The organism is Arthrobacter sp. PvP023, assembly GCF_017832975.1.
GTDB lineage: Bacteria > Actinomycetota > Actinomycetes > Actinomycetales > Micrococcaceae > Arthrobacter.
This window is the reverse complement of the sequence record NZ_JAFIBI010000001.1, coordinates 2,221,077-2,246,562: the sequence shown is the minus strand read 5'-3', so window position 1 is coordinate 2,246,562 and position 25,486 is coordinate 2,221,077. Positions and strand designations below refer to the sequence as shown.

Sequence of the window (25,486 nt, the reverse complement as noted above, 5' to 3'; positions counted from 1 at the left end):
GTTACAACAACCTCCCGGAAGTAAATGGTGCATATCCTGCTTGTTACGGATATGTTTCACCAGTCCCAAACCGCACTTCCCAGCACCCTGCAAGGACCACGGCACCATGACCGATCGTTTCCGCTCCGGCAAGGCCCTGCCCCGCCGGGATGGTGGCCAATCCGACCACCCCGACGCTGCAATACAGCCTGCTTCCACAAGGCTCCCCCGCGACATTAAGGTGATGCTGGCCGCTGCGTTCCTGATCGCGTTGGGGTTCGGGCTCGTTGCGCCGGTATTGCCCCAGTTCGCCACCACGTTTGACGTCGGGGCAACGGCCGCGGCCGTGATCGTGAGTATTTTTGCCTTCATGCGGCTGCTGTTCGCGCCCGCCGGCGGCGCGCTGGTCGTGAAGCTGGGCGAACGGCCGGTCTATGTGGCCGGCCTGTTGATCGTGGCAGCCTCAACTGCGGCCTGCGCCTTCGCCCAGGATTATTGGCAGCTGCTCATTTTCCGGGGCCTGGGCGGCGCCGGTTCGGTGATGTTCACAGTCGCGTCCATGGCGCTGGTGGTCCGGCTGGCGCCGCCGGAGAGCCGGGGCCGGGTCTCCGGCGCCTACGCGTCCGCCTTCCTCATCGGCAACGTCTGCGGCCCTATCGTCGGCGGAATGCTTGCCGGTTTCGGCCTCCGCATCCCGTTCCTGGCGTATGCCGCTGCGCTGGTCCTGGCCGCGCTGGTGGTCCAGACGCAACTCAGCCATGTGCCCGGCAAATCACGGAAGGATGGCAGCCTGGAGCCGGCGATGAAGCTCGGCGAGGCTTTGCATGACAGTGCCTACCGTGCGGGGCTGTTCTCCAGCTTCGCCAACGGCTGGGCAACGTTCGGTGTCCGGATGGCCACCGTGCCGCTTTTCGCCGTGGCTGCGCTGAACGCCGGACCGGCTGCGGCGGGTTGGGCGCTGGCGGTTTTTGCCGGCGGCAATGCGGCAGCGCTGACCGTCTCGGGGAAACTTGCCGACAGCCTGGGCCGCAAGCCGTTGATGATCTCCGGGCTGGTACTCACCGGTGTGGCGACCGCAGGCATCGGACTGACCCACGACATGCCCTGGTTCCTGGCGGCCTCCGCCGTCGCCGGAATAGGTTCCGGCCTGCTGGGTCCGGCCCAGCAGGCCGCCATCGCCGATGTGATCGGCAACGGCCGTTCCGGCGGCCGCGTGCTGGCGGTCTTCCAAATGATGTCCGACGCCGGCGCCATCATCGGCCCGGTCCTTGCCGGGCTCCTGGCGGACCGGCTCGGATACGGGTGGGCATTCGGCGTGACCGGCGGCGTGCTCGTCGTGGCCGCGGCCGGCTGGCTGCTCGCGCGGGAGACCCTCAAACGGCCCGCTTAGTTCAGCGGCATGCCGGGTTCAGTAGCCAGCCGGGTTGGGTAGCCTGCTCAGTTCAGCAGGGCGTCCACGAAGCTCTCGGCATCGAACGGGGCCAGGTCATCCGCGCCTTCGCCCAGCCCGATCAGCTTGACCGGAACCCCGAGCGTCTTCTGGATTGCCACCACGATGCCGCCCTTGGCAGTGCCGTCCAGCTTGGTGAGCACAATGCCGGTGATGTTGACTACTTCGGAAAACACGCGGGCCTGGTTCAGGCCGTTTTGTCCGGTGGTGGCATCCAGCACCAGCAGGACTTCATCCACCTCGGCCAGCTTTTCAATGACTCGCTTGACCTTGCCAAGCTCGTCCATCAGGCCCACTTTGTTCTGGAGCCGGCCGGCGGTGTCGATCATCACCACGTCGACCTCCTGGTCGATGCCTGCCTTGACCGCTTCATAGGCGACAGAGGCGGGATCGGCGCCGTCGACGTCGGACTTCACCGTGGGGACACCGACGCGCTGGCCCCACGTGGCGAGCTGCTCCGCGGCGGCCGCACGGAAAGTGTCCGCGGCGCCCAGCAGAACGTCCTTGTCCTCGGCCACGAGGACGCGTGCGAGCTTGCCCACCGTGGTGGTCTTACCGACGCCGTTGACGCCCACCACCATCATGACGGCGGGCTTGTCGGCATGGCGTTCGGTACGGAGGCTGCGGTCCATGGTCGGGTCCACGAGCTTGATGAGTTCTTCACGAAGCAGGGCTTTGACCTGTTCGGGGGTCCGCGTGCCCAGCACCTTGACGCGCTCCCGGAGGGCGTCAACCAGCTGCATGGTCGGCTCGGTGCCAAGGTCCGCGAGAAGGAGGGTTTCCTCGACCTCGTCCCAGACGTCCTCATCGATCTTGTCGCTGGAGAGGAGCGCCAGCAGGCCCTTGCCGAGGATGTTGTTGGACCTGACAAGGCGTTCCCGGAGCCTCGTCAGCCGTCCCGCAACGGGCAACGGTGTCTCTACTGCAATGGTCTCAAGCCCCGCCGCGTCATCGGGTACCTCGGCGGTCTCCAGGTCTTCGAGGTCGACGGCGCCGGGCGCCTTGCGCTCGGGCGTCACCGCCGGGCGGTCCTCCACCAGCGTTCCGCCCGCGCCGCGCACGGGCTCGACGGGATCGTTGGCGTCGCGGGTGCCCGGGTACTTGGTGATGTTCCGGCGGGTCTTCAGGAGGACCGGGATCAGTCCGCCAATGACCACCAGGGCAGCGAGGATGGCAAGAATAATGGGGAGGATGTCATTCACTCCCCTAGCTTCTCACACACGTTTCACCCATGTGTCACACATGAAATGCTGCGGTCCGGGCCGCTATACGTCCGCGCCGAGCCGCTGACTGATGACGGTTGAGACCCCGTCACCCCGCATGGTGACGCCGTAGAGCGCGTCGGCAACCTCCATGGTCCGTTTCTGGTGCGTGATGACAATCAGCTGGCTGGACTCGCGGAGTTCCTCGAAAATCGTGATCAGCCGGCCCAGGTTGGTGTCGTCCAGGGCGGCCTCCACTTCGTCCATCACATAAAACGGGGATGGCCTCGCTTTGAAGATGGCCACCAGCAGGGCCACTGCGGTCAGCGAACGCTCGCCCCCGGACAGCAGTGAGAGCCGTTTGATCTTCTTGCCGGCCGGCCGCGCCTCCACTTCAATTCCGGTGGTGAGCATGTCTGAAGGGTCGGTCAGGATAAGCCGGCCTTCACCGCCCGGAAAGAGCCGGGCGAAAACCCGGACGAACTGTGCCGAGGTATCAGCGAACGCTTCGGCGAACACCTTCTGCACACGGTCATCCACTTCCTTGATGATGTCCAGCAGGTCCTTACGGCTGGATTTGAGGTCCTCGAGTTGGCTGCTAAGGAACTGGTGCCGTTCCTCGAGCGCGGCGAATTCCTCCAAGGCCAGCGGATTCACCCGTCCCAGCGAGGAAAGGTCCCGCTCTGCTTTGCGGAGCCGTTTTTCCTGCTCATCGCGGACGAAGGGCTTGCCTTCCAGGACCGGCGCGCCGTTCTCGTCCACCGGTGCCCGGAGGGCGGCCCACTTGTCATTGGACGTCCCCGCCGGCACCGGCACCAGCTGGTCGGGTCCATAGTCTGCCACGAGCTGGTCCGGTGATAAGCCGAGTTCCTCGACGGACCGCAATTCGAGGGATTCGATCCGCAGCCGCTGCTGGGTGCGGGCAAGCTCGTCGCGGTGCACCGAATCCGTCAATTCCGCAAGCTCGCGGCTCAGGGAATCGTTCTGGGACCTCACGTCGACCAGTTCACGGTCCCGGAGCTCCCGCTCTTCCTCTGCCAGATCCCGCGAATGCCGGGCAAGCTCCACGGAGATGTCCATGAAGCCGATGACCTGCTCCACCGCAGCTGATACGGCCGCCGCCCGGCGCGCCTGGAGCCTGCGGCGGCGGGCGCGCTGAGCGGCTTCTTCCCGTGCCCGACGCTCCGCCGCCGCCGCCCGCTCCAGGGACAGGGCGCGGTTGCGGGTGGCGGTCAGCTGCTCTTCGGCGCTCCGCAGCGAAAGCCTGGCCTCCATCTCGGCCGCCCTCGCAGCAGACGCAGCCAGGGCCAGTTCGTCCCTGAGCTCAGCCGACGGTTCCTCATCCTCAGGGGCCTGCCGGGCTGCTTCCAGGCGTGCGACTGCAGCCTGCAGAGCCTCCTCCCCGGCCACCATATTGGCCTCTGCCCTTGCCAGCGAAGCACCAAGCCGTTCGCTCTCGCCCACGGCGCTCCTCAGCACCGAGTTCAAATGTCCCAGCCTTTCGGCCACGGCCGCCAGCCGGGCATCCGATTCGTGGAGCCGCTCCAAGGCGGCATCCGCGCGTTCCTGGGCCTGTGTCTTTCGTGCCTGGGCGGCGGCGAGTGCGAACCGGTTCCGTTCAAGATCAGCGCTGACCTTGGCGAGCCTGGTCCCGGCGTCGTCGACGGCGGCCTGCACCTCCAGCAGTGACGGTGCACTCGCCGAGCCGCCCCGGACGGTGAATGCGGTGAAGACATCGCCCGCCCGTGTCACGACGGTCAGACCGGGCTGCGCGTGGATGAGCGCCGACGCCGACTCCAAGTCTTCAGCAACGACAGTACCCGCCAGCAGCCTGCGCAGAAGGGCGTGCATCGGGGCGGCCGTCCCGGAGGCGTCATCCTCCGGTGTTGACGGGAACCCGTTAAGTCCGGCGGCAGAGGCGGCGACCAGGTCCGCGGCCCAGCGGGCACCCCCGGGAAGGGGCCCCGGCGCTGGCGCGGCTTCGACGCCGGACGGCGGGTCCGCGGCGACCTGCCCGGCCGGCACCGCCAACAGCAGCGAGGCAAGGCCGGCGTCGTCGGCCTTCAGTAGCTCCAGGGCCTCGACGGCGGTGCCGGCATCCCTGACCACAACGGCATCCGAACAGTTTCCCAGCGCGGCAGCGATTGCCGCTTCATACCCGGGCTCGACCGAGAGCATGGATGCCAGGGGCCCCATGATCCCGGGCAGTCCCGAGTCCGCCACCCGGCCTGACCCGTCCTTGCGGTTGAGCCCAAGCTGCAGCGCGTCCCGCCTGGCCTGCAGCGAATCGCGCTCCCGTTCCCCCTCGCGTTCGGCAGATTTCAGCGCCTCGATGTCCGCTAGGATTGCGTCCAGCGAATCGCTGGCATCCTCGTAATCAGCGTCCAGGGATTCCTCGCCGTCCTCGACGCCCGCGACCTGCGATTCCAGCGCCGTGAACTCGCTCTGGGCGCGGCGTCGGCGCTCATCACCGGCCGTTTGGGATTCCCGGAGCCGGCCAAGCTCGGCCTGCGCAGCTTCCACGCGTGAGCGCGCCGCACCCACCTGGCCGGCCAATTTTGCCAGACCTTCACGGCGGTCGGCGGCGGCACGGAGCACCGCAGCCAATCGTTTGTCTTCGGCACTTGCAGCACTTTCGGCTTCCTGCTTGGCTGCCGACGCGGCTTCAAGTGCCGTTCGCTGTCGCAGGATCGCGTCTTCCAGGGCGGCCTGTTCTTCGCGGACCCGGGCGGCATTCCTTTCGAGCTGGTCCGGGTCCCTTCCGGAATCCGGTATCTCGTCCGCAGCTCCCAGCAGCCGGCGGCGTTCCTCAGCAAGCGACCCGAGGGAACGGAATCTTTCCCGGCCCGCCGATAGCTGGTACCAGGTGTCACGCGCTGCATTGAGCCGCGGGGTTGCCTCGGCCGCGAGTTGTTCCAACGCCGCCTGCCGCTGACGACCGGTTTCAAGGCCCTCCTCCACAACGGCCCGGCGCGCCTTCAGCGCGGATTCGTCGGCCACGTCCTGGGCAAGGGCGGACTGCAACTGCACCAGGTCGTCCGCCAGGAGCCTGGCACGGGCGTCCCTGACGTCAAACTGGACACTTTGGGCCCGGCGCGCCACTTCCGCCTGTTTGCCCAGGGGGGTCAGCTGTCGCCGGATTTCACTGGTGAGATCGCTCAGTCTTTGCAGGTTTGCCTGCATCGCTTCCAGCTTCCGGACCGTTTTTTCCTTGCGCCGGCGGTGTTTGAGGATGCCCGCCGCCTCTTCAATAAAGCCGCGCCGGTCCTCGGGGGTGGCGTGGAGGACCTTGTCCAGCTGCCCCTGCCCCACGATCACGTGCATTTCCCGGCCCAGGCCGGAATCGGAGAGCAGTTCCTGGATGTCCAGGAGACGGCAGCCCGCACCGTTGATGGCGTACTCGGACCCGCCGGTGCGGAACAGCGTCCGTGAGATCGTCACTTCGCTGTATTCGATCGGCAGGGCGCCGTCAGTGTTGTCGATGGTCAACGAGACGTGGGCCCGGCCCAGCGGCGGGCGGCCGGACGTGCCCGCGAAGATGACGTCCTCCATCTTGCCGCCGCGCAGTGTCTTAGCACCCTGTTCCCCCATGACCCAGGCCAGGGCATCCACAACATTGGATTTGCCGGAACCGTTCGGACCGACCACTGCAGTGACGCCCGGCTCGAAGTCGAACGTCGTGGCTGACGCGAACGACTTGAATCCGCGGACGGTCAGGCTCTTGAGGTGCAAGGTGGTTCGGATCTCCTGAATGGCTGAAGCGGTCTGTTCCCGGCTTAAATCTACTGCGTGCCTATGACAAGGCCCGGATTTTGGCCTTGGCTCACCACCGGCCGTTGCGGGGACGCGGCTGGCAAACGGGGCAGGTATAGGACGACCGGTTCATGAATTGTTCGCGCTTCATCAGGCTGACGATGCCTGCAGCGGCGCAGCGTTTACACTCCTGGTTTTCCCTGCCGTACGCGTTAAGCGACCGGTCAAAGTACCCGGAGGCGCCGTTTACGTTGACGTAGAGGGAGTCGAAGCTTGTCCCGCCGGCGGCCAGGGCGTCCAGCATGACCTCACGGGCGGCGTCGAGAACCCGCACCGCATCGGCGCGGCGGAGCGTGTCGGTGGGCCGGGCGTAATGGAGGCGGGCACGCCACAGTGCCTCGTCCGCATAGATGTTGCCGATCCCGGAAACGAGTCCCTGGTCCAGTAGCGCCCGTTTGAGCCCGGTCTTCCGGGCGCGCAGCCGGCGGTAAAAGGAATCAAAGGAAAAATGGGGATCCAGGGGATCCCGGGCAATGTGGGAGGCTTCCCCGGCAATGAAGGGCGACGGGGTCTCCCCCAGGCCGCCGGGTCCGCCGTCGTCTGTTGGTACCAGCGATGTGACGAACAGGCCGCCAAAGATGCGTTGGTCCACGAATCGAAGCTGTTCCGGCATGCCATCGGCGGGGCTCAGCCGCAGGCGGACTTTCAGGTGCTTCTCATCCGGCACGAGGGAATCCTGCATCAGCAGCTGGCCGCTCATTCCCAGGTGGGCCATGAGCGCTACTCCCGGCCGGGTCATGCCCGCTGCCGGGACACCGTCCGCATCTGGCTGCCCCGCGGTAGCCTCCTCAAGCGGAAGCCAGAGGAACTTTCCGCGGCGCACCACGTCCAGCACCCGGGCGCCTTCGAGGTTGCCGGCAAAGTCCTGGGCGCCGAGGGCGTGCCGCCGGATTGAACGCGGATCCAGGACGTCGACAGAGGTGATTGTCCTGCCGCGGACCCAGCTCACCAGGCCGCGGCGGACAACTTCGACTTCCGGCAGTTCGGGCACGGAAAGACCTAGAGGCCGGCTTCGGATTCCGCCGGAAGACTTGACGTCCCGGCAACGGACAGCTTCCGCCAGGCGTCAGCGGCAGCTTCCTGCTCCGCTTCCTTCTTGGAACGTCCGGCACCCTGCCCGTAGTCGGTCCCGCCGATCCGGAGCACGGCGACAAAGGTCCGTGCGTGGTCCGGGCCGGAACCTTCCACGGCGTAGTAGATGCTGCCCAGCTGGCGGCTTGCCGCCAGTTCCTGGATGCTGGTCTTCCAGTCGGTGCCTGCACCAAGGGCAGCGGCGTCCTGCAGCAGCGGGCCGATCAGCCGCATGACCAGTTGGCGCGCCGTCTCGATGTCGTTGGACACGTAGGTGGCGCCAATGAGCGCTTCCATGGTGTCCGCCAGGATGGAGGCCTTGTTCTTGCCGTCGGTGAGCTTTTCGCCCTGCCCGAGGTAGATGTACTCGCCGATGCCAAGGCTGCGGCCGATTCCGGCAAGCGCCCTGGTGCTGACCACAGCTGAACGCCGCTTCGCGAGGTCACCCTCAGGCAGTGCAGGGTTGTCGCGGTACAGGGCATCCGTCACGGAAAAGCCCAGGATGGAATCACCCAGGAACTCGAGGCGCTCGTTGGTGGGTATGCCGCCGTTTTCGTAGGCATACGAACGATGTGTCAGAGCAAGACGAAGCGTCCCGGCATCAATAGAGACACCGAGACGCTTCAAAAGCTCTTCAGTTGAAGACGTCATGTTCAGCCAGTGGGCCGATTAGACGTCCGCGACCTTGCGGCCCTTGTACTCAAGGAACAGCGCAGTGCCAGCCGAGTCGGTAACGACCTTTGCCTGGTGCGGCAGGCTGTACGTAACCTGGCCGTTCTCAACGGTCTTCACCAGGTGGGGGGCGGTTGCCTTCCACTGGGAGCGGCGGGCGCGGGTATTCGAGCGAGACATTTTCCGCTTCGGGACAGCCACGGCTAACTCATTTCTCTCTAGAAAAACACTTACAAATCAATTTTGCCGGTCAGGCTTAGCCAAGTCAGCTAGGGCAGCCCAGCGAGGATCTACGACCTCGTGGTGATGCCCCGGCTCGTCTTCCAGGCGTACTCCGCATTCGGAGCAAAGGCCCTGGCAGTCTTCCCGGCACACCGGCTGGAACGGCAGCATGGTTATAACCGCGTCCCGCAACACCGGCTCAAGATCGATTAAATCGTGCTCGATTCGATATTGCTCTTCTTCGTCTTCTTCGGCGGAGAACTGGGCGTCCTCGTAGAAGAAAAGTTCTTGCACATCGACCTCGAGGTCATACGCAAGGGGATCCAGGCATCGGCCGCACTCGCCGGTTACTTCGACGTGAACGGTTCCTGATACCAGAATTCCTTCGTGTACGGCCTCCAGCCGCAGATCCAGCCCGACATCCGAGCCTTCCTGAACGCCAATGAGTGCCACACCAAGCTCAGCTGGTGCGGGTACATGTTCTTTCAGCGTCCGCATGCTCCCCGGGCTGCGCCCGAGGTCCTTGACGTCGAACGCCAAGGGCGAACTAGCATCTCGTTTAATGAGAACTCCTGTTGAACATATGACCGACGTACTATCTTAGCCTGATCTTCCGGGCGGACTCAAACCGGCTGAATGCCACGCAGTTGAGCACCGCGGGACGGACAGGGAATGGGCCGCAAAACCGGCAGGGGCCGTTGCGTACCGATCAAGCCTACCCTCTGCCGGGCTGATCCGGGGACGACTCGCCCGCCAGCAGCCGTTTCAACACTGATCGCGGCACATACTCGGACACGTTGCCGCCGAGGCTAAAGACTTCCTTAATGAGCGTTGACGACAAGTGGAGGTAGTGGCCCTCGGTGGGAAGGAAGACCGTTTCCACGCCGCTCAGCTGCCGGTTCATGGTTGCCATCGGGAGCTCGTAGTCAAAGTCCGACGACGATCGAAGGCCCTTCACAATTGCGGACACACCCCGCTGCCTGCAGTATTCGGCCAGCAGCCCTTCGCCCACCGGCTCCACCACAATGCCGCGCAGCGACGCGAGGGTCTCCCGGGCCATGTCGATCCGTTCCTCCAGCGGGAAGCGGTACTTCTTGGCGTAGTTGGTGGACACCGCCACGATGACTTCGTCAAAGAGGCCTGCGGCCCGGGCGATGACTTCCAGGTGGCCATTGTGGATCGGGTCGAAGGAGCCTGGGCATACGGCGCGTCTCATGTTCCGAACCTACCGCATCCCTCGAGCGGGATAACATGACTGGATGCCCGAGTCGAACATTCCCTTCACTGTTGCAGGGGGCGTGGTGCTGGTCACCGGCGCAGCCATGGGCATGGGCCGGCTGCACGCACTACGCGCCGCGAGCGAAGGCGCCGCAGTGGTGATCCTGTGGGACGTGGACGCTGCCGGACTCGAGGGCGTTGCCCACGAAGTCACTGCGCTTGGCGCCCGGGCCGTCGCCCGCGCCGTGGATCTTGCAGACCGTGCCGCCATCGCCGAGGCCGCGCGGGAATGCCGGGCGGAAGGCGCCCTTACCCTACTTATTAACAACGCTGGAATCGTGCGCGGTGCCTTCTTCTGGGAACACCGGCCCGGCCCTGACATTGCGTTGACCATGGACGTCAACGCGCTGGCGCCGATGTACGCCACCCTTGCCTTCCTTCCGGACATGATGGCCGACGGCGGGCGCGCCCGCCGGATCCTGAACGTCGCCTCCGCCGCCGGCACGGTCTCCAACCCCAGGATGAGCGTTTACGCAGCCTCCAAGTGGGCTGTAGTGGGCTGGAGCGACTCGCTGCGGCTTGAATTGGAACAGGAAGGCTACCGGCATCTGCGGGTCACCACCTTCTGTCCGAGCTACATTTCCACCGGAATGTTCGCCGGCGCCCGCGGCCCCCTGCTCACGCCGCTCATGACTCCCCATAACGCCGTCGACCGGGCATGGCGGGCCATGGCCGCTGGCCGCCCGCTCCTCATTGCTCCGGCGACGGCCAATCTTGGCAAGGTCCTGCGGGGAATCCTCCCGGTCCGCGTATGGGACTTCATCGGCGGTCGGGTCTTCCGGATCTACGCCGGCATGGAAAAATTCACCGGGCGCGCAGAGGACGCCGCCTCCAACCGACAGGCAGGCAGACAGTGAACGCAACAGTTCCGGCACCGTGGCAGCGGGCAGCGTCGGGTGCCAATCTCCTGGCAGCCAACGGCACCCTCGGGGTGACGATCTTCGAGGAGATGACCACCCTCGCGGTCCGGACCGGCGCCATCAACCTTGGCCAGGGCTTCCCCGATGAGGACGGTCCGATGGAAATCAAAGCGGCCGCCCAGGCGGCGATCGCCTCCGGCGCCAACCAATACGCACCCGGCAAGGGAATACTTCCCCTCCGGGAGGCCATCTCGGCGCACCAGCAGCGGTTCTACGGGCTCACGCCGGATCCGGAGACTGAGATCATCGTCACGACGGGCGCCACCGAAGCCATCGCTGCCTCGTTGCTGGCCCTCGTGGAGCACGGTGACGAGGTGCTCACTTTTGAACCCTTCTACGACTCCTACGGCGCCATGATCGGGCTGGCGGGAGCCACGCATGTGACAGCTCCGCTGCTCGCTCCGGATTTCATGCCGGACATGGCGGCCCTGGAAGCGGCCTTCAGCAACCGCACGAAAGTTGTGCTGATCAATAATCCGCACAACCCCACCGGCGCGGTCTTTCCGCGTGAGGTTCTCCAGCGCGTCGTCGAACTTGCCGCCAGGCACGACGCCGTCATCATCACCGATGAGGTCTACGAGCACCTGACGTTCGGGGAACAGCACATCCCGGTGGCAACGCTGCCCGGAGCCGCCGGGAGGACCGTCACCATCTCTTCCGCCGGGAAGACCTTCTCCTTTACGGGCTGGAAAATCGGCTGGCTGAGCGGACCGGAACACCTCGTATCCGCCATCAGGACGGTGAAACAGTTCCTCAGCTACAGCTCCGGCACGCCGTTCCAGGGCGCCATCGCCGTGGGGCTCGCCCTGCCCGACGACTTCTACAGCGGGATCTCCGAGACACTCAGGCGCAAACGGGACATCCTCAGCGACGGGTTGAAGGCCGCCGGCCTGGACGTCTTCACACCGCAGGGAACCTACTTCGTGAATGTGGACACGGCTCCCCTGGGAATCTCGGATTCCGTCGACTTGGCCCGGAGGCTTCCGGAACTGGTGGGGGTTGCCGCCATCCCGGTTCCCGTCTTCTGCCATCCTGCGGGCGCCGAACGGACCCGCAGCCTGCTCCGCTTCGCGTTCTGCAAGAAGACCGAGGTCCTCGAGGAGGCCGCATCACGGCTCGCCACCCTCCGGGACAGGCTGTGACGATGCCCGCCCGGACGCCGGCGGGATCACGTTTCCTCCGGACCACCGGACAGCACGCCACCATCGAACCGGATGCCTTTACCCCGGGGTCCTATGTGCTGAGTATCGGCGGAGCGGAGCAGTCCCACGTGAACCTCGCCGAGCCGGGCGAAATCTTCTACGAGTACCTCCGCCGGATCGGGCACGTCGTGGATCTGGCGGCGCCTGCCGGCGAACCGGTCAACGCGCTGCACCTTGGAGCCGGGGCGCTGACGCTGGCCCGCTACATCCAGGCGACCCGCCCGGGGTCCCTGCAGTACGCCGTCGAGCTCGAACGCGAGCTGCTGGACTTCGTCCTGCAGCAGTTGCCCATGCCGGACGGAACGGTGCTGCACACGTTGATCGGCGACGCACGGGACGCTCTGGCGGAACTGCCGGCTGAACTGCGTTTCGACGTCGTGATCCTGGACATATTCTCCGGGCCGGAGGCGCCGGAGCACATTGCCTGTGCCGGTTTCTACGAGGAGGCTGCGGCCAGGCTGACGCCACGCGGGGTACTGATCGTCAACGTGGGCGATGAACCGGGGCTGACCCTGGTACGGAGCCAGGTGGCAGCCATGCGGCAGGTCATGGGCGGTGTCGCCGCTTTCGCCGAGTCCGGGATGTTCGCCGGGCGGCATCCCGGCAACATCATCCTTGCCGGCACAAGGCGTCCGTGGCCTGCGGAATGGACCCAGGAGCTGGCGGCACGCGGTCCGCACCCCGCGAAGGTGCTGGCCGGCGTGGACCTCGACGCGATCTCGGACTAAGTCAGCTGCCGCCGCCCACGGGTTCGGCAAACCAGAGCTTGGTCTCGCCGTATTTCTTCTCGGCGAACCGCTCCAGCGACGCAGGCCATGACGGCTCCGGGCTGCGGGACGAACGCTCCACCACCACGACGGCAGACTCTGCCAGGTACGGCGACAGCTCCTCCAGGACCGCGCCCATGGCGGGCTCGTCCAGCGGATACGGCGGGTCCAGGAACACGAGGTCCCACAGCGTGCCCGGCACGGTCCTTTCCAGGAAGGACTCCACCCGGGAGCGGTGGACAGACACCGTCTTGTGACCAACGGCCCCGTTGACAAGGTCCGCATTGCGCTGGCAGACCTCACTGGCCTTCCCGTCGAACTCCACGAGGTCCACAGTTTCAGCCCCGCGGCTGGCACTTTCCACGCCCAGCGCGCCGGAGCCCGCATAAAGATCCAGGACGCGGGCACCCGCCACCACATTGAAGGCCTCCAGGCGCGAAAAGAGTGCTTCCTTGACGCGGTCGGTGGTGGGGCGGGTCAGGGACCCGGGCACGCTGGCCAGCGGCATTCCCCCGCAGGCCCCGGCGATGATGCGGCTCACGCCGGATCCGTCCCGTCATGTCCAGCCACACACCATGTCCTAGCCACGCTCAAGGAAGGCCTCCTTTTCCGGGTTCAAATACTCATCGATTGCCTCCGCGAGTGCGGAATGGTCTGTCAGGCCGGGATCGGCGGCCACGATGTGTTGCGCGTCCCGGCGTGCCTTGGCAATGACGCCCTCATGCTCCAGCACGCGCAGCAGCTTGAGCGTGGAGCGTCCGCCGGACTGCGATGCGCCGAGGATGTCGCCTTCGCGGCGCAGCTTCAGGTCCTCCTGCGACAGCTCGAAGCCGTCCGTCGTGGCCGCCACGGCGTCCAGGCGGCGGCGGCTGGGATGTCCGGGCTCAAGCGTGGTGACCAGAAGGCAGGTGCCGGGCAGCCCGCCGCGGCCCACCCGTCCGCGCAGCTGGTGCAGCTGGGAGATGCCGAACCTGTCCGCATCCAGGATCACCATCAGTGTGGCGTTGTGGACATCAACTCCGACCTCGATCACGGTGGTGGACACCAGCAGCTTGGTTTCATTCGCCGTGAAGGATGCCATCATTGCGGATTTGAGCACGGGATCCTGCCTGCCGTGCAGCGGTGCCAGCGGAACACCGGCCAGCGCGGGTTCGTCCTGCAGGTGTTCGACGACGGCGGTGACGGATGCGAGCTCGCGGGCCGGGCCGTCACCTTCCAGGTCCGCCGCGGAAGGCTCCGCTTCCCCGGGGCTGAAGTCGCCGTCGTCGTCTTCGCCGATCTTGGGGCACACCACGTAGACCTGGTGCCCGGCGTCGATCTCCTCCCGGGACCGGGACCAGATACGTCCGGCCCACCCGGGGTTTTCGGCGAGGCCAACGACGTGCGTGGAAATGGGGGCACGGCCCGCGGGGAGTTCGTCCAGCACGGAGGTTTCGAGATCGCCGAACACGGTCATGGCCACGGTCCTCGGAATGGGCGTGGCAGTCATGACGAGCAGGTGGGGCGGTTTGCTGGCCTTCGCACGCAGGGCGTCGCGCTGCTCCACCCCGAAGCGGTGCTGTTCATCCACCACGATCAGGCCGAGGTCGTAGAACGAGACATTGTCGCTCAGCAGGGCATGCGTCCCGATCACGATCCCGGCAGTCCCTGACGCGGCATCCAGCATGGCCTGTTTGCGGGCAGCAGTGGGCATCGATCCGGTAAGCAGCGTGACCTGCACTGCGTCGGGACCTGATCCGCCCAGCAGGCCGTCCCGGGACAGCGGACCCAGGGTCCTGCGGATGGATTCGAAGTGCTGCGCGGCCAGGACTTCCGTGGGCGCCAGCAGGGCGGCCTGGCCCCCCGCGTCAACCACCTGGAGCATTGCGCGCAGGGCGACGATGGTCTTGCCTGACCCCACCTCGCCCTGGAGGAGCCGGTTCATGGGGCTGTCCTGCGAGAGCTCCTCCGCAAGTGTTTTCCCGACGGCGGACTGGCCGGCGGTGAGCGTAAAGGGCAGCTGGCGGTCGAACGCGGTCAGGATTCCGCCGGTAACCGGCCGGCGGGCCGTGGCCTCCTCGGCGGCCAGCTGGGCGCGGCGCCGCGCGAGGGCGGTCTGCAGGACCAGGGCCTCCTGGTACCTGAAGCGGTCCCTGGCCCGCTGCCAGTCGCCGGGCACCTCCGGGATATGGATCAGCCGGTAGGCCTCCGAAGACGGCAGGAACTTCTCCCGTGACGAGACTTCCGCCGGCAGGGGGTCGTCCAGGAGGTCCAGGTCGACCGTGTCCAGGAGGGTTGAGATCACTTTCTGGATGGACCAGCTGGTGAGTTTGGCTGTTGCCGGATAGATCGGGATGGGCCTGGCGGCGAGCTTCTCCGGATCCATGCCCGGAGTGTCAGGGTCTTCATCGAGCAGCTGGAAGTCAGGGTTCGTGAGGCTCAGGCTGCCGGCGTACCGGGTCACTTTGCCCGAGAACAGTGCCCGCCGGCCCGGGAGCAGCTCCGCTTTGGCGCGGTAACCGTTGAAGAAGCTCACCTTCAGGGTGCCTGCGTCGTCCGTAATCACGACGTCGGTCAGCGTGCCGCGGCGCGCCCGCATGGCCCTGGTGCTGTTGGACACGACGCGCGCAATCAGGGTGACCTCTTCGTCCAGTGGCACCTCACTGATGGGGGTCAGCTCACCCCGGCTGAGGTACCGGCGCGGAAAATAGTTGAGCAGGCCGCCGACGGTGGTGATGCCCAGGTGTTTCTCAATGACGGCTGCGGACCGTTTGCCGATGCGGCGTTCCAGGCCCAGTTCCAGCTCAGTGTTCATGTCCGTCGGGGTCCCGCGGCAGGGCGAGCTGGCTGACCGAAATGTCCGTGGGTTCGCCGAGGGAACCGATGAGCGCCACGGCCGGTTCCGGGGCGGGCACGTGGACGTGCACGCGCCAGCGGTACTTTCCGTCGGCGTCGATTGCACCGCCAACCTGGCTCATGATCACCGAATCACCCATTTCGTCCAGCCGTTGCCGCAGGGTGGCCGCATCCAGGGGCGAAAGGTTGATGGTGCACATGACTTCCACGCCGTCGTCGTCGGGCATGTCTGCATGGATGTGGGGGTCCTGGACGTTGTAGCCGTGCAGGCCGTCCAGCATGTCGCCTTGAAGTTCTTCGCCGAGCACCGCGGAACGCAGGCAGTCAAGGATCAGGAGCATCCCCACTCCGCCGGCGTCCACGACATGGGCCTCGTGCAGGGCTGCCAACTGGTCTTCGGTGCGGACCACGGCTTCGAGGGCCGCCTCCACCGCTGCGTCCAGGGCGAGTCCCAGGACATGGTTGCTGTCGTCGCCGTTCTGCTCGGCGTCCACTCCGGCGGCGGCGCGCGCAGCAGCCTCCATAACCGAGAGCATGGTCCCCGGAACAGGATCGCTCAACGCCGACCAGGCGCGGATCTGGGCGCGGTTAAGCGCGGCTGCGAGCAGCGGCGAGCTCAGGCGGGTATGACCGGCCAACGGCTCCGCAGCGGCGCACAGGAACACAGCGAACAATGTGCCGGAATTGCCGCGCGCCTGCTCCATCGCAGCCTGGCCTGCCCTTGCCAGTACGGCCCCGACGTCCTGCTGGCCCGGGGTCCCCCCGGACTGCGGCGCAAATTCGGGGTCCGGTGACGTTGCGGGGCCATGGAGGGCCTGTGCAGCTGCACGGACCGTCAGATAGAGGTTGGTGCCGGTATCGCCGTCCGCCACAGGGAAAATATTGATGGCATTGAGGCGGTCGCTGTGGTTCCCCAGGACTGTTTCGGCCTTGCCCAACCACCGCTTCATCGCTTGCGCGTTGGCGGCAATCTTAGTCTGCAAAGTGATCCCATCCCACAGTTTCCGCGGGCCGGCCCGCTATCGTCACGCCAGTGCTTTCCATTGGTGCAAGGGCTTCTACTGAGCCTATCGCAGCGAAACCCGGAGGCAGCTGAACGTCCGCGGGGAATGTGGCAAGAAGTCCATGATCTTCCCCGCCGCCGAGCACCCAGCCCATGGGGTCACCGTCCACCGCGTCGGCGACAGCGGCCAAAGGCTCTGCGAGCTGCTTCAGGGCGGCGGGATCAAGATCCAGCATCACACCGCTGGCGGCGGCCAGGCGGTTGCCGTCGCGGACCAGTCCGTCGGAAACATCCATCATGGCCGAGGCGCCTGCCGCGAGTGCGGACGGCCCCGCATCCAGCGGCGGCAGCGGCCGGCATTGCCTGTCCATGATGGTCCGCTGTTCCGGCGTCAACCGTTCAACATCCAACGCCGACTCCAGCAGGGCAAGGCCCGCCGCCGCGACCCCGAGTGTTCCGGCCAGCGCGACGGTGTCCCCGGGACGGGCCCCGGAGCGCAATACCGGCTCACGCCCGTCCAGGGTACCCAGGATAGCCACGGTCACGGCCAGTTCGCGGCCCCGGCCCAGGTCCCCGCCGGCCACGGAACATCCGGCGGCACCAAGGCCGCTGATGGCGTGGGACAGCCCGTCCGCGAAATCCTCAACCCAGGAAACCGGCGTCTCCGGAGGCAGGGTCAGGCTCACCACCATGGACACGGACCGCGCACCCATGGCGTTGATGTCGCTGAGGTTCTGCGCCGCGGCCTTCCAGCCGACGTCGAAGCCGGTGGTCCGGTACCCGTTGCGCCACACCAGCCGGAAATCCTGGTCCTGGACCTGCGTGTCAATGCTGACCACGGTCCGGCCGTCCGGGGCTGCCACAATTGCGGCGTCATCCCCGGGTCCCAGCAGCAGCGCAGTCCCCTCGGAAGGCCCTTTATTCAGGCGCGGAAAGATCCTGGCGAGGAGCTCGGATTCGGAAAGTCCGTCAACGGTGAGGTGAGATTCAGGCACACCACTACGCTACAGTCAGGGACCGACATCCGTTCGCGGGCACCGTCCACAAGGTCCTGTCGCGCCCCTCCCGGGCAAGGCGGGAAGCGGGGACAGAGCGGACGGACGGCGTCCGGCCAGCCGTCCGGACCGGGATAGGCTTAAACAATGCACCAGCTCCGCACCCCGGTTTCCACCCGTTCGCTTCGCCTGCCGGCAACGGCCGCCGCAGTGGTGCTGGCCCTCAGCGCATGCGCACCGGTGGTGGACGTCGCGCCGGCCAAGGATGCGGCCAACCCGGCCTGTGCACCCATGATGGTGGCCCTTCCGGACACGATGGGTGACGCGGCCCTGCGGAAAACCAACAGCCAGGCAACCGCCGCCTGGGGCGATCCGTCCAAGGTCATCCTGCGCTGCGGAGTCAACGTTCCCGGTCCCACCACAGACCGTTGCGTCAGCGTCAACGGGATCGACTGGGTCATCAAGGAAGGCGACCCCGTCTGGACGCTGACCACCTTCGGCCGCGAACCGGCCACAGAGATCCTCATGGACCCGGATCAGATCAGTTCCGCAACCGTGCTGGCCGAACTGTCCGCCGCCGCCGGGAAAATCAAGGCCACCAGGAACTGCGTGGGCCAGGAAGAGCTGCAGAACCTGCCCACCGGACGATAGCGGCCTGAGGTCCCGGCAGCCGGCTGCAATAGCGCTTAGCGCAGCCCGGTCTTACGGTTCAGGGCAAGGTGGATCAGTTCGTCGATGAGTTCCGCGTAGCCCAGTCCGGAGGCAGCCCACATCTGCGGGTACATGCTTTTCGGCGTGAAGCCGGGCATGGTGTTGATCTCGTTGATGATCAGCTCGCCGTCGGGAGTGTAGAAGAAGTCCACCCTGCTAAGCCCCTCGGCCCCCACGGCGTCGAACGCGGCGGCGGCAAGCTCACGGACCCTGGCGATCGCCTCCTCAGGGAGGTCGGCCGGGCAGCTCAGCGAGGCGGCGTCGTCTTCCACGTATTTTGCATTGAAGTCATAGAACTCGTGCTCCCCCGGGGCCACGGCGATCTCTCCCGGCATGGAGGTCCGCGGCGGTTCCGTACCGCGCCCTTCAAGGACGGCGCATTCGATTTCGCGGCCCACGATGCCGGCCTCGATCACCAGTTTGAGGTCATGCTCGCGGGCGGCCGCGATGGCCGCGTCCAAGCCCTCCAGGGAGTCCACTTTGGAGATGCCCATTGAAGAGCCTGCCCGGGCGGGCTTGACGAATACGGGGTAACCCAGCCGGTCAACGCGTTTACGGACGGATTCCGGGTCAGTGAGCCACTGCCGGTCCGTCACGGCGATGTACGGGCCCACCTGCAGGCCGGCGGCCTCAAAAACCACCTTCATGTAATGCTTGTCCATCCCGACAGCGGACGCGAGGACACCGGCACCGACGTAGCGGGTGTCCGAGAGTTCCAGCAGTCCCTGGATAGTGCCGTCCTCACCGAACGGGCCGTGAAGCAGCGGGAACACAACGTCCACGGCACCGAGTTCCTGCGGAACTTCGTTCGGGGACGCCACGATCAGCTGGTGTTCGCCACCGATTTCGGCGAGTGTGACCGTGCGGGCGGAGGGCGACACCTCGGGAAGCGAGGAGGCCGAGAGGGACCATTGCCGGGTGTCCCCCGGAGCAAGGACCCACTGTCCGGTCTTTGCGATGCCGATAGGGATGACATCGTACTTGTCGTAGTCGATGGCCCCGAGCACGCCGGCTGCTGTCACGCAGCTGACGGCGTGCTCGCTGGAGCGGCCACCAAACAACACGGCGACGCGGGGTTTGGCGTGGCCGGGTCCGGTGTGCTTGTTCACTTGTTCTTCCGACACAGTCAGTAATCGCCTTCGGATTTCAGGTCCCGGGCCAGCAGCAGCGGTCCCAGTTCGTCAACGGACAATTTTCCGGCCAGCACGGCAACCACGGCGGCGGTGATGGGCATCTCGACGCCGAGCTTTCCGGCAAGATCATGCACGGCCTGGCCGGACTTGATCCCTTCGGCCGTTTGGGTCATTTCCGCGGTCACCTGCTCCAGCGTCAGGCCCTTGCCCAGCAGGCGGCCCGCGGTGTGGTTCCGGGACAACGGCGAGGAGCAGGTGGCCACCAGGTCTCCGAGGCCCGCCAGGCCGGCCATGGTCTGTGCCTCTCCCCCAAGGGCAAGGGCAAGCCTGGACGTCTCCGCAAGGCCCCGGGTAATCACGGACGCCTTGGTGTTGTCGCCCATACTCTTGCCTTCGCAGATACCCACGGCAAGTGCAATGACGTTTTTCACGATGCCGCCGATTTCGACACCGACGACGTCCGTGGTGGTGTACGGGCGGAAATAGGGTGCGGTGCAGCTGCGGGCGATCCAAGACGCCACCTCGGCGTCGGCGCACGCCACCACTGAGGCGGTGGGTTCCTCGCGGGCGATTTCCATGGCCAGGTTCGGTCCGGACACCACGGCAATCCGGTCCGGCTTGATGCCAAGCTCCTCACTGATGACCTCGCTCATGCGGGCATCGGAGCTGAGCTCCAGGCCCTTCATCAGGGAGACCACATAGGCGTCCGGCGAAATCAGGTGCCGCCACTCGCGAAGCTGCAGGCGCAGCGACTGGGCCGGCACCGCCAGAACCACAAGGTCCGCCCCGGAGAGCACCTCCGCCACGTCAGTGGAGGCGGTGATGGTGTGCGGGAGGTCGATGTCCTTGAGATACTGCGAATTCCGGTGCGTGGTGTTGATCTGCTCAACAACCTCGCGGCGGCGTCCCCAGAGCCGGATGCTCCGCCGGACACCGGAGGCGGTGGCGGCATCGGCGAGGATCTTGGCAAAGGTGGTGCCCCAGGAACCTGCTCCGAGGACGGCGACCGACATTGCTGAGCCGGCTGCGGCCTGGTCGGGGGTCATGTGCCGCTCCCCTCGATGTTGCGTCCATGCTTGGTCTGGTTGTGGGCGGCAGGATCCCACCGCTCAGCGGGAGGCTGTTCCCCCCGCAGGGTGGCCAGCAGGCCCGTAATGGCCTCCATGATGACCGCCGTGGCGGCCGTCAGCGTGGCCTTGTCCAGCGGACGGCCCTCGAAAGCACTCAGGTCCACGGGGTCGCCCACGATGACACGGGAGGTCCGCCGTGGGAACAGATGGAACCGCTTCGCATAGCGCGGAAAGACCTGGTGTGCTCCCCAGTGGGCCATGGGAACCACGGGAATGCCGCTCTCCAGTGCCATCCGGGCCGCACCGGTGTGGCCCTTCATCGGCCACAGCTCCGGGTCACGCGTCAGCGTGCCCTCGGGGTAGATGATGATCGCACCGCCTTCGTCCACCACTGCCTTGGCGACCTGCAGCGAACGGTTGGCGCCCGCCGTCGAACGTTCCACCGGAATTTGCTTGGTGGCGCGCAGCACCGCCCCCAAAACCGGCACCTTGAAGAGTCCGCCCTTGGCCAGGAAGTGCGGCATCCGCTTCTGGTTGTACAGCATGTGGCCGATCACCAGCGGGTCGATCTCGGTGCAGTGGTTGGGTGCGGCGATGAAGCCGCCCGCCGGAAGCTTTTCCAGCCCTTCCCACTTCTTGTTCATGAGCAGGTTCATCACGGGCCTGACGATCCCGGCGACGATGACAAAGGTGGTGCGGCTCTTGGCCGTTTCCTTCACTGGGACCCCGTTACTTGGCTGCGGTGATGTCGAAATCGGCGCCCAGGCCTGCGAGCTTCTCGGTGAAACGCTCATAGCCGCGGTTGATGATGTCGATTCCGGTCACCCGGGACGTGCCGGTGGCAGCCAGTGCGGCGATGAGGTGGCTGAAGCCGCCCCGGAGGTCCGGGACGTCGATGTCGGTGCCCTTGAGCTGCGTGGATCCCGAGATGACGGCCGAGTGCAGGAAGTTCCGCTGGCCGAAGCGGCACGGCACGCTGCCGAGGCACTCCCGGTGCACCTGGATGTTGGCGCCCATCCGGATCAGGGCGTCGGTGAAGCCAAACCGGTTCTCGTAGACGGTCTCGTGGACGATCGACACACCCTCGGCCTGGGTCAGGGCCACCACAAGGGGTTGCTGCCAGTCCGTCATGAATCCCGGGTGCACATCCGTTTCAAGGACAAGCGGGTTCAGTTTGCCGCCGCGGTGGTAGAAGCGGATGCCGTCCTCGCCGATGTCCATCCCGCCGCCCACCTTGCGGTAGGTGTTCAGGAACGTCATCATGTCGCGCTGGGAAGCGCCCTCGACAAAAATATCTCCGCGTGTCACGAGTGCCGCTGAGGCCCAGGACGCGGATTCGTTCCGGTCCGAGAGTGCCCGGTGGTTGTAGCCGCCAAGGTCCCTGACGCCTTCGATGCGGATGGTGCGGTCCGTCTGGACGCTGATGATGGCGCCCATCTTCTGCAGCACGGCAATGAGGTCGATGATCTCCGGTTCCGTGGCGGCCCCGGAAAGCTCCGTGATGCCTTCAGCCCGGGTGGCGCTGAGCAGGACCTGCTCGGTGGCCCCTACGGACGGGTAGGGCAGCGAGATCTTGGCGCCCTGGAGTCCCTTGGGCGCGGAAATGTGGATTCCGCCCGGACGCTTTTCGACGACGGCCCCGAACTGGCGCAGGACGTTCAGGTGGTAATCAATGGGTCGGTCACCGATCTTGCAGCCGCCAAGGTCGGGAATGAACGCTTCACCGATGGCGTGGATCAGCGGACCGCACAAGAGGATGGGAATCCTGGAGTCGCCTGCATGGGCGTCGATTGCGGTGCTGGACGCGGTCTTGGCGCCCTTCGGATCCAGGGTCAGGTCTCCCGTAACGGGGTCCTTTTCGACCGTGACGCCATGAAGCTGGAGCAGGCTGGTGACAACCTCGACGTCCTTGATTTCAGGGACGTTGCGCAGCACGGACGGCTCGTTGCCCAGCAGGGCGGCCACCATGGCCTTGGGGACAAGATTCTTGGCCCCGCGAACGGTGACGCGTCCAGTTAGCGGGACGCCTCCGCGGATTGTCAAAACACTACTCATATACCGGTTTCCTCACGACTACTCGCCCCCAAATCCTTACAAAGGCTCCAGCTAAGCATAGGAGCTAGCGTTACCGATCTGAAATACGGCGCGTTTTTCCGGAGGGCGCAGCGGGGCCGGTAAGGGTGCAGCCGGGACCAGGTCAGGACAGCCGTGCGGGCAGGGTCTTCGGCTTGAAGGCGGGCCTGGTGGCTTCGTAGGCAGTGATGTCTTCTTCGTGCTGGAGGGTCAGCCCAATGTCGTCCAGGCCCTCCAGGAGCCGCCAGCGCGTGTAGTCATCAATCTCGAACGGCGCCACCACGTTGCCGCACATCACAGTCTTCGAAACGAGGTCCACCGTCACCTCGGTGCCCGGAGCGTTCTCCAGCACTTTCCAGATAAGCTCGATGTCATCCTGGGCGACTTCGGCTGCCAGGAGGCCCTGCTTGCCGGAGTTGCCGCGAAAGATATCGGCGAACCTGGAGGACAGGACGGTCTTGAACCCGTAGTCCTTCAATGCCCATACTGCGTGCTCGCGGGAGGACCCGGTGCCGAAGTCCGGTCCGGCCACCAGCACGGAGCCGGCGTTGAACGGTTCCTGGTTCAGAATGAAGGCAGGGTCCTTGCGCCAGGCCGCAAACAGTGCGTCCTCAAAGCCCGTGCGGGTAATGCGCTTCAGGTAGACGGCCGGGATGATCTGGTCGGTGTCCACGTTGCTCTGGCGCAGCGGTACGCCGATTCCGGTGTGGGTACTGAACTTTTCCATGGCGGATCCTTTGATGCTGGGTGGGTGTGGGCTGCGCGGGCTAGTCGGCGTTATCTAAGCGGCACTGCTGCTGACGGCGGCGGACTCCGGAGCGGGGTCCAGGTCCGACGGCGAACTGAGCGTGCCGCGCACCGCCGTGGCTGCCGCCACGACCGGTGAGACGAGGTGGGTGCGGCCGCCCTTGCCCTGGCGTCCTTCAAAGTTGCGGTTGGACGTGGAGGCACAGCGTTCCCCCACCTCCAGCTGGTCCGGGTTCATGCCCAGGCACATGGAGCAGCCGGCAAAACGCCACTCAGCTCCAAAGTCCTTGAAGACCTTGTCCAGGCCTTCGGCTTCCGCCTCGAGCCGGACGCGTGCCGAGCCCGGGACAACGAGCATCCGGATGTTCGGGTCCTTGGTGCGCCCGCGGATGATGTCCGCCGCGGCGCGAAGGTCTTCCATCCGGGAGTTGGTGCAGGAGCCCAGGAAGACGGTGTCCACCCGGATCTCCTTCATCGGGGTGCCGGCTTCCAGCCCCATGTACTGCAGTGCCCGTTCGGCCGCGGCCTTGGCGTTTTCATCGCCGAAGTCCTCCGGCGAAGGCACCTTGGAAGACAGCGAAACGCCCTGGCCGGGGTTCGTGCCCCAGGTGACGAAGGGCTCCAGGGTGTCGGCGTCCAGGTCCACCTCGACGTCGAACGTTGCGTCGTCGTCCGAGCGGAGCGTGTTCCAGTACTCGACGGCGGCGTCCCACTCCGCACCCTGCGGAGCGTGCGGCCGTCCGTACATGTAGTCGTACGTGGTCTGGTCCGGGGCAACGAGGCCCGCTCGGGCGCCGGCTTCGATGGACATGTTGCAGATGGTCATCCGGGCTTCCATGGACAGTGCACGGATGGCTGAACCACGGTATTCGAGGACGTAGCCCTGCCCGCCGCCGGTGCCGATCTTCGCGATGACCGCCAGGATGATGTCCTTTGCCGACACTCCGGGGCGCAGGGTTCCCTCGACGTTGACTGCCATGGTCTTGAACGGCTTCAGGGACAGCGTCTGGGTGGCCATGACGTGCTCCACCTCGGAGGTGCCGATGCCCATGGCCAGCGCACCGAAGGCACCGTGCGTGGACGTGTGCGAGTCGCCGCAGACCACGGTCATGCCGGGCTGGGTCAGGCCAAGCTGGGGACCGACCACGTGGACGATGCCCTGTTCGGCGTCGCCCAGGGAGTGCAGGCGGACGCCGAACTCCTTGCAGTTGTTGCGCAGCGTCTGGATCTGGGTCCGGCTGGTCAGATCAGCGATAGGCTTGTCGATGTCCAGCGTGGGGGTGTTGTGGTCCTCGGTGGCGATGGTGAGGTCCGGGCGGCGCAGCGGGCGTCCGGCCAGCCGGAGTCCTTCAAAGGCCTGCGGCGAGGTGACTTCATGCACCAGGTGGAGGTCGATGTAGAGAAGGTCCGGCTGGGCATTGGCACCTTCGCCGTCGCCTTTGCGCACCACGTGCGCGTCCCAGACTTTCTCGGCCAATGTCTTTGCCATGGCCATCTCCCTTCACTGCTGTTGGCTGTTTACATCCACTGAACCAGCACGCCCGCGTAATACGCCAGCCAAATGATTTGCATCTCAGATATTGAGACGGCAATATCATTACATGGACAATTCTAGTGGCGTCGGTGTCATCGATAAAGCGGCCCATGTGCTTGACGCACTTGAGGCCGGGCCCACCACTCTGGCGCAGCTGGTGGCTGCCACCGGACTGGCGCGCCCGACCGTACACAGGCTTGCCCTGGCACTGGTCCATCACCGGCTTGTCAGCCGCGACATCCAGGGCCGTTTTGTGCTGGGAAGCCGCCTGGTGGAGCTCGCCTCCGCCGCAGGCGAGGACCGGCTGATCGCCTCCGCCGGCCCCGTCCTGATGCAGCTGCGCGACGCCACCGGCGAAAGCGCCCAGATCTTCCGCCGGCAAGGTGACTGGCGGGTGTGCGTTGCGTCCGCCGAGCGTCCCATCGGTCTCCGCGACACCATCCCGGTGGGTACCCAGCTTTCGATGAAGGCCGGCTCCGCCGCCCAGGTCCTCCTGGCCTGGGAGGACCACGACCGGCTCCTCGAAGGACTGCAGGCGGCGCGCTTCACCCCCACCGTCCTGGCAGGAGTACGACGGCGGGGCTGGGGCCAGAGCCTCGGCGAACGCGAGCCGGGGGTCGCCTCTGTGTCGGCGCCTGTCCGCGGCCCGTCCGGACGGGTGATTGCCGCCGTGTCCATTTCCGGTCCGATCGAGCGCCTGACCCGCCAGCCGGGCCGGTTGCACGCCGAAGTTGTCTGCAATGCCGCCCGGGTGCTGACCGAGGCGCTCCGCAAGAACAACGACTGACACCCCGTGGCGGCGCAACCGC

At 66.0% G+C, this 25,486-nt stretch carries 23 protein-coding genes; 6 read left to right on the top strand and 17 right to left on the bottom strand.

Annotated elements, in window-relative coordinates; genetic code table 11:
- Positions 1-106: 106 nt before the first annotated feature.
- The gene (locus JOE31_RS10300) at positions 107-1,369 is read left to right on the top strand and encodes an MFS transporter (protein ID WP_209743919.1); all 1,263 of its coding nucleotides are present in this window, start codon (positions 107-109) and stop codon (positions 1,367-1,369) included.
- 47 nt (positions 1,370-1,416) lie between these two features.
- On the opposite strand, the gene ftsY is transcribed toward JOE31_RS10300, so the two are convergent.
- The 7 genes from ftsY to coaD form a co-directional block, all read right to left on the bottom strand.
- Positions 1,417-2,631, bottom strand: a complete 1,215-nt coding sequence (gene ftsY / locus JOE31_RS10295) for a signal recognition particle-docking protein FtsY (RefSeq protein ID WP_209743916.1) — start codon at positions 2,629-2,631, stop codon at positions 1,417-1,419.
- Between the two features lie 63 nt (positions 2,632-2,694).
- Complete coding sequence (smc, locus tag JOE31_RS10290; protein WP_209743913.1) at positions 2,695-6,363, bottom strand: chromosome segregation protein SMC; 3,669 nt, start codon at positions 6,361-6,363, stop codon at positions 2,695-2,697.
- Positions 6,364-6,454: 91 nt separating this feature from the next.
- On the bottom strand, positions 6,455-7,435 hold the full coding sequence (gene mutM, locus JOE31_RS10285) for a bifunctional DNA-formamidopyrimidine glycosylase/DNA-(apurinic or apyrimidinic site) lyase (RefSeq protein WP_209743910.1): 981 nt from the start codon (positions 7,433-7,435) through the stop codon (positions 6,455-6,457).
- An 8-nt stretch (positions 7,436-7,443) separates the two neighbouring features.
- Entirely contained in the window at positions 7,444-8,166 is a 723-nt protein-coding gene (rnc, locus tag JOE31_RS10280) for a ribonuclease III (RefSeq protein ID WP_209743906.1), read from the bottom strand.
- An 18-nt stretch (positions 8,167-8,184) separates the two neighbouring features.
- Positions 8,185-8,388, bottom strand: coding sequence for a 50S ribosomal protein L32 (gene rpmF / locus JOE31_RS10275; protein ID WP_009356569.1), 204 nt, complete (start codon positions 8,386-8,388; stop codon positions 8,185-8,187).
- 36 nt (positions 8,389-8,424) lie between these two features.
- Positions 8,425-8,949 carry a DUF177 domain-containing protein gene (locus tag JOE31_RS10270; RefSeq protein ID WP_209743903.1) on the bottom strand — a complete coding sequence of 175 codons (525 nt, stop codon included), beginning with the start codon at positions 8,947-8,949 and terminating at the stop codon, positions 8,425-8,427.
- Positions 8,950-9,124: 175 nt separating this feature from the next.
- The gene (gene coaD, locus JOE31_RS10265) at positions 9,125-9,625 is read right to left on the bottom strand and encodes a pantetheine-phosphate adenylyltransferase (RefSeq protein ID WP_209743900.1); all 501 of its coding nucleotides are present in this window, start codon (positions 9,623-9,625) and stop codon (positions 9,125-9,127) included.
- A gap of 43 nt (positions 9,626-9,668) precedes the next feature.
- On the opposite strand from coaD, the gene JOE31_RS10260 reads away from it, so the two are divergent.
- From JOE31_RS10260 to JOE31_RS10250, 3 genes are read left to right on the top strand one after another with little or no spacing between them, the layout of a single operon-like run.
- Positions 9,669-10,544 (top strand): SDR family NAD(P)-dependent oxidoreductase, encoded by an 876-nt coding sequence (locus JOE31_RS10260; RefSeq protein WP_209743897.1) that lies wholly within the window; start codon positions 9,669-9,671, stop codon positions 10,542-10,544.
- Positions 10,541-11,749, top strand: coding sequence for an aminotransferase class I/II-fold pyridoxal phosphate-dependent enzyme (locus JOE31_RS10255; RefSeq protein WP_209743894.1), 1,209 nt, complete (start codon positions 10,541-10,543; stop codon positions 11,747-11,749). The genes JOE31_RS10260 and JOE31_RS10255 overlap by 4 nt, the downstream gene beginning before the upstream one ends.
- A 2-nt stretch (positions 11,750-11,751) precedes the next feature.
- A complete protein-coding gene (locus JOE31_RS10250) occupies positions 11,752-12,537 on the top strand; it encodes a spermidine synthase (RefSeq protein WP_209748327.1) in 786 nt (261 codons plus the stop codon).
- Between the two features lies 1 nt (position 12,538).
- Here JOE31_RS10250 and rsmD read toward each other — a convergent pair whose 3' ends face one another.
- From rsmD to JOE31_RS10230, 4 genes are read right to left on the bottom strand one after another with little or no spacing between them, the layout of a single operon-like run.
- Positions 12,539-13,117 (bottom strand): 16S rRNA (guanine(966)-N(2))-methyltransferase RsmD, encoded by a 579-nt coding sequence (rsmD, locus tag JOE31_RS10245; RefSeq protein WP_209743891.1) that lies wholly within the window; start codon positions 13,115-13,117, stop codon positions 12,539-12,541.
- 39 nt (positions 13,118-13,156) lie between these two features.
- Entirely contained in the window at positions 13,157-15,370 is a 2,214-nt protein-coding gene (locus JOE31_RS10240) for an ATP-dependent DNA helicase RecG (protein ID WP_209743881.1), read from the bottom strand.
- The gene (locus JOE31_RS10235; RefSeq protein ID WP_209748325.1) at positions 15,360-16,361 is read right to left on the bottom strand and encodes a DAK2 domain-containing protein; all 1,002 of its coding nucleotides are present in this window, start codon (positions 16,359-16,361) and stop codon (positions 15,360-15,362) included. The genes JOE31_RS10240 and JOE31_RS10235 overlap by 11 nt, the downstream gene beginning before the upstream one ends.
- Before the next feature lie 22 nt (positions 16,362-16,383).
- Positions 16,384-17,409 carry a thiamine-phosphate kinase gene (locus JOE31_RS10230; protein WP_209743879.1) on the bottom strand — a complete coding sequence of 342 codons (1,026 nt, stop codon included), beginning with the start codon at positions 17,407-17,409 and terminating at the stop codon, positions 16,384-16,386.
- 147 nt (positions 17,410-17,556) lie between these two features.
- Here JOE31_RS10230 and JOE31_RS10225 point away from each other — a divergent pair, with 147 nt between their 5' ends.
- Positions 17,557-18,060 (top strand): DUF3515 domain-containing protein, encoded by a 504-nt coding sequence (locus JOE31_RS10225; protein ID WP_209743876.1) that lies wholly within the window; start codon positions 17,557-17,559, stop codon positions 18,058-18,060.
- 35 nt (positions 18,061-18,095) lie between these two features.
- On the opposite strand, the gene JOE31_RS10220 is transcribed toward JOE31_RS10225, so the two are convergent.
- The 6 genes from JOE31_RS10220 to leuC form a co-directional block, all read right to left on the bottom strand.
- Positions 18,096-19,244 (bottom strand): D-alanine--D-alanine ligase family protein, encoded by a 1,149-nt coding sequence (locus JOE31_RS10220; protein ID WP_209743873.1) that lies wholly within the window; start codon positions 19,242-19,244, stop codon positions 18,096-18,098.
- Between the two features lie 2 nt (positions 19,245-19,246).
- Complete coding sequence (locus JOE31_RS10215) at positions 19,247-20,299, bottom strand: NAD(P)H-dependent glycerol-3-phosphate dehydrogenase (protein WP_209743870.1); 1,053 nt, start codon at positions 20,297-20,299, stop codon at positions 19,247-19,249.
- On the bottom strand, positions 20,296-21,042 hold the full coding sequence (locus JOE31_RS10210) for a 1-acyl-sn-glycerol-3-phosphate acyltransferase (protein ID WP_209743868.1): 747 nt from the start codon (positions 21,040-21,042) through the stop codon (positions 20,296-20,298). The genes JOE31_RS10215 and JOE31_RS10210 overlap by 4 nt, the downstream gene beginning before the upstream one ends.
- Positions 21,043-21,052: 10 nt before the next feature.
- Positions 21,053-22,378 carry a UDP-N-acetylglucosamine 1-carboxyvinyltransferase gene (murA, locus tag JOE31_RS10205; RefSeq protein ID WP_011692358.1) on the bottom strand — a complete coding sequence of 442 codons (1,326 nt, stop codon included), beginning with the start codon at positions 22,376-22,378 and terminating at the stop codon, positions 21,053-21,055.
- 142 nt (positions 22,379-22,520) lie between these two features.
- Positions 22,521-23,123: a 3-isopropylmalate dehydratase small subunit gene (gene leuD, locus JOE31_RS10200; protein ID WP_209743865.1), complete on the bottom strand. Its 603-nt coding sequence runs from the start codon at positions 23,121-23,123 to the stop codon at positions 22,521-22,523.
- Between the two features lie 54 nt (positions 23,124-23,177).
- Positions 23,178-24,632 carry a 3-isopropylmalate dehydratase large subunit gene (gene leuC / locus JOE31_RS10195; RefSeq protein ID WP_209743862.1) on the bottom strand — a complete coding sequence of 485 codons (1,455 nt, stop codon included), beginning with the start codon at positions 24,630-24,632 and terminating at the stop codon, positions 23,178-23,180.
- A 112-nt stretch (positions 24,633-24,744) separates the two neighbouring features.
- Between leuC and JOE31_RS10190 the strand changes: the two genes are divergently transcribed.
- Positions 24,745-25,464 (top strand): IclR family transcriptional regulator, encoded by a 720-nt coding sequence (locus JOE31_RS10190; protein WP_011692361.1) that lies wholly within the window; start codon positions 24,745-24,747, stop codon positions 25,462-25,464.
- Positions 25,465-25,486: the final 22 nt, after the last annotated feature.